The sequence below is a fragment of the Streptomyces sp. NPDC046197 genome, assembly GCF_040646295.1.
Taxonomy (GTDB): domain Bacteria; phylum Actinomycetota; class Actinomycetes; order Streptomycetales; family Streptomycetaceae; genus Streptomyces.
The window spans coordinates 1-4,081 of record NZ_JBEYZY010000086.1 but is presented as its reverse complement, the minus strand read 5'-3'; the positions used below and the strand labels follow the sequence as shown (position 1 = coordinate 4,081).

Below are 4,081 nucleotides of genomic sequence, written 5' to 3'. Positions count from 1 at the left end.
ACCGCATCAGCGTCCTGTTCGCCATGCTCCGCGACGGAACCTTCTACGAGCCCCGACCCCCACAGCTCGCTTGACGAAAGACATAGAGGCACCCCGCGCCGGCTCCGGCACCCACCCCCGCGCCGGCTCCCGAACCTGTCCCGCCGGAGGCGCCCCTCTTCGCCGCGTACACCGATGAGCAGCTCGCGGACCTCGGCGTCGCCGAACCGCTCATCCCGATCGTCCGGAAACTCAGCACGGACGACGAACTGCTCGGCCTCGCCGAGTACGCACCCCGTCACACCGGGGAGGTGCTCCTCCGGCTGCGCGACGGCGTTCCGTACGAAGCGGTCATGGAACAGGTCACCGCTCCCGTCGCCGTGACCGAGCCGGAGAAGAACCTCGACACCGACGACTGGCAGGCGGCCGTCGACCGCTCCCAGACTGTGGTGATCACCGACGACGAATCCCTCCAGAGCATCCTGGAAGAGGGCGACTTCGGGCGATGGAAGATCTTCCTCCACCCCACCCAGGAGAAGCTGGTCCACCGGCACTACTCCGGCCCAGCCCGGGTCGGCGGCGGACCGGGGACGGGCAAGACGATCGTCGCCCTCCACCGCGTGTGCCATCTGGTGCGAAAGCTCCCTCCCGGCCGCAACAAGCCCGTCCTGCTCACCACCTTCAATGCGGCCCCGACGTGCTGGCCCGCGTCGACATCGCCCACGTCGACCAGCTCGCCACCCGCATCGTCAGCGAGGCCGACCCGGGCAACGCCAAGCGGCGGATCGACGACACGGCAGCACTCCGTGAATGGCGGGAACTGCTGGTGGAAGCGGGGGAGACCCGCTGGAGCGCCGAGTTCCTGAGCGACGAGTGGAACCAGGTCATCCTCGGCCAGGCCGTGACCTCCCGCAGCGACTACTTCACCGTCCGGCGCGCCGGACGGGGGCGCAGCGTCACCCGCTCCGAGCGCGCCGGTATCTGGCAGCTCGCCGAACGCTTCACCCAGCGACTCGAGACCAAGGGGCTGGAGACCCACCGCCAGGTCGCGGAGCGGGCCGCGCGGCTGGAAATGGCCCGCAAGGCCAGAATCGACAAACGGTCAGAGGAACGCGAGGAACGGGGAGGCCTGGACAACCTCCACGTCGAGGCCGGCTCCGGCGCGTGGCTGCGCTACCGGTACCGGCACATCGTGGTCGACGAGGCCCAGGACCTCAGCGCCGCCCACTGGAAGATGCTGCGCGCCATGGCGCCGTGCGAGCCCGACGACATCTTCCTCGTCGGCGACACGCACCAGCGGATCTACGACAACCAGGTCACCCTCGGCAGCCTGGGCGTCCACATCCGCGGCCGGTCCTCCCGGCTGACCCTCAGCTACCGCACGACCCGGGAGATCCTTCGCAACGCGATCCGGGTACTGGACGACGCCGACTACGACGACCTCGACGGCGACACCGACACCCTCGCCGGGTACCGCTCGGTCCTCCACGGCCAGACCCCGTCGCTGCGCGGGGCACGGAGCTGGGACGAGGAGATGGACCTCGTCGTGGAGCAGGTGCGGGCTTGGCACGACGTGCCCCGCGAGTCCACGGCCATCTGTGTCCCGACCAACGACATGGTCACCCAGCTCGCCGACCGCCTCACCCGACGCGGCATCACGCCGACGGAGATCACGCCGGACGGCCCCTCCGGCGACCAGGGCGTCCACAAGGGACTGGAATACCGCTGTTTGATCATCGCAGGGGTCTCCGAAGGACTCGTCCCTCGCGCCTCCGTCGACGCCTGGGAACACACGGACCCGAGCCGTCACGAGCGAGAACTGCACCGGGCGCGCTCGCTCCTCTTCGTCGCGGCGACCCGCGCCCGTGACGCACTCGCCATCACCTGGCACGGTGAGCCCAGCCGCTTCCTCGCGCCGTTGCTTCCGCCCCGGTGAAAGCAAGAAACGCGGCCAGCATCCCTCGCCCACCACCGTCATGCGGATGCTATGCGGGTACGCCGCGCTGATGGCTGGTGTGGAGCCCGTGCGGTGACCTGCGGATTATTCATTCGCGTTCGCGGGGTGGTCCCGATGGCCATGTTGGTTTTGCCGGTCTTCGTGTCGAAGACGAGGGGACCACGGCGACCAGGTCGCCGGAGGCATAGACGGTCACATAAGTCTTGTCGCCGCTCTTCCAGATCCCGGTGAGGCGAGTGCCGTCGATACCGAGGACGCTGGCGAACTTGGTGTGCTTGGAAGGGGCCGGGTTTCAGTCGGGGTGTCGACGTGACATGCCTGCACCCACCGCGACGCCCATGATGATTTCCCCTGTGCCGTTCAGAAGCTCATTGTGGCTGGTCAAGCTGCATACCTGTACTCGTTGATCAGACCGCCAGAGATGCGGGTGCGTACGAGCGGGCTGTATGTCTCTCATCGGTACACAGCATGGCCGAGTCATCGGCAAGAGGAGGCCGTTGCCCTCGGGCCTGGTGGGGACGGTGGCCGTTGTGGTGGCGGGCATAGACGTCCAGGACGCGTCGCGCGTGGGCTTCGTTCAAGAGCAGCAGGTGGTCGAGGGCCCCGCGCCGGAGTGTCCCGACAACCCCTTCGCAGTGCGCGTTCATCCGTGGGGACCCTGGCGCCGTCCTCAGGGTCTCGATGCCCTCGGCTGCGAAGGCCGCATCGAAGGACTCGGTGTACTTGTTGTCCCGGTCGCGGATCAGGGAGCGCAGCGACTCGAAGCGCAGGCCCAATTCGGCGGCGAGGTTGCGGGCCTGCTGCACCGTCCATTGCGCGGTCGGGTGAGCGGTCACGCCAGCGATGTGCAAGCGGCGCGTGCCGGCTCGAGGAAGACCATCGCGTAGACCTGGCGGAGATCCACCAGGTCGATGTGCAGGAGGTCGCAGGTGATGATGCCGTCGGCCTCCGCCCGTCAGGAACTCTCGCCACGTGGGTCCGCCGCTGCGGGGAGCGGGACCCACTCCGGCGGCGGTAAGGATCTCCCAGACCGTGGAGGCTTCGACCCGATGCCCGAGCCGTGCGAGCTCGGCCTGGATTCTGCGGCAGCCCCAGTGCGGATTCTCTTCTGCCAGCCGCAGGACCAACTCCTTGATCGCATGCGCGGTCGGTGGCCGACCCGGCTTGCTCCTGCGCTTGCTGTAGTCCCACCGGCGCGCGACGAGCCTTCGGTGTTACGCCAGCAGGGTGTTGGGAGTCACTGGGAACACCTGCGCCCAGCGGCGCCGGGGTATCAGCGAGGACAGCGCCGCGAACCACAGCCGGTCCGCCGGCTCGTAGCGCACTGGACCTACGAGTTGCCTACGCAGCACCGCGTTCTCGTGCCGCAGGACAAGAAGCTCGGCGTCCTTGGCCACCGGCCGGCGCAGCACCAACACCGGGACCGACAAGAGCTTCCTCGTCACCCGATAGACCAGCGCGACAATCACCCGCGGCATCGTCCCAGGCGGCCCTGAGCACCACCGGACGCCATACGACCTGCAGCAACGCATTTCTGAACGGCACACCCCGTTGCTGACCAGCCATGCTGCTTCTCGGCCCGCTGGACGGCACAACCGAACGCACCATGGCGACCAGGGTGAGGGAGCCGGGACTTGAGGCAGCCCCCACACCTGGTGCTCCTGTCCGTCACTCCTGCTTGCTGTCATTCCGTGTGATGTCAGTTCTCGCTGTAGCGGGCCAACACCGCGTCTCTCTCCTGCTGCCATGTCCAGTGCGGGTCGCGGCGATTGAACTCGGTCACGGCCAGCTCGAAAAACTGGCCCGAAGGCTTCTTGCTCTGTCCGTTGACTACGATGGCCGAGAGCATCGGTCCGTTCTTGTCCAAGCGGCAGACGTCCGCAAGCAGGAGCGACATCATCCGTCCGTGATAGTGCACACGGTGATCCGGCGCCAGCGCCTCGCTCAGCGCCTTGTAGGTGTCCACTCGACCCTCCCGGGCCCAGCCCCGCAAGGTCTCCGCCATTGCGTCTTTGGCCGCCAAGTATGTTGCATCTCCGTACTTCATGAGGGGTCTGATGCAGGTTCGGGTGACAGGTGCGGTCACGCGGCCTGGAGGGCCGGCGTGGTCATGACGGTCTCGAATTCGATGGGGGTCAGCCGGCC

The 4,081-nt window shown here is 67.6% G+C and carries 3 protein-coding genes and 2 pseudogenes; 1 reads left to right on the top strand and 4 read right to left on the bottom strand.

From position 1 onward, the window contains the following. Nucleotides 1-149: 149 nt before the first annotated feature. Nucleotides 150-1,915 (top strand): annotated as a pseudogene (locus tag AB0A61_RS40895) (UvrD-helicase domain-containing protein); the annotation flags it as partial. A 428-nt stretch (nt 1,916-2,343) separates the two neighbouring features. On the opposite strand, the gene AB0A61_RS40890 reads toward AB0A61_RS40895, so the two are convergent. The 4 genes and pseudogenes from AB0A61_RS40890 to AB0A61_RS40875 form a co-directional block, all read right to left on the bottom strand. Then, nucleotides 2,344-2,772: an integrase core domain-containing protein gene (locus tag AB0A61_RS40890; protein ID WP_361304666.1), complete on the bottom strand. Its 429-nt coding sequence runs from the start codon at nt 2,770-2,772 to the stop codon at nt 2,344-2,346. Between the two features lie 240 nt (nt 2,773-3,012). Then, nucleotides 3,013-3,063 (bottom strand): annotated as a pseudogene (locus tag AB0A61_RS40885) (hypothetical protein); the annotation flags it as partial. An 87-nt stretch (nt 3,064-3,150) separates the two neighbouring features. Then, on the bottom strand, nt 3,151-3,405 hold the full coding sequence (locus tag AB0A61_RS40880) for an integrase (protein WP_361304663.1): 255 nt from the start codon (nt 3,403-3,405) through the stop codon (nt 3,151-3,153). Between the two features lie 230 nt (nt 3,406-3,635). Beyond that, nucleotides 3,636-3,902, bottom strand: coding sequence for a hypothetical protein (locus tag AB0A61_RS40875; RefSeq protein ID WP_361304660.1), 267 nt, complete (start codon nt 3,900-3,902; stop codon nt 3,636-3,638). Between the last annotated feature and the right edge of the window lie 179 nt (nt 3,903-4,081).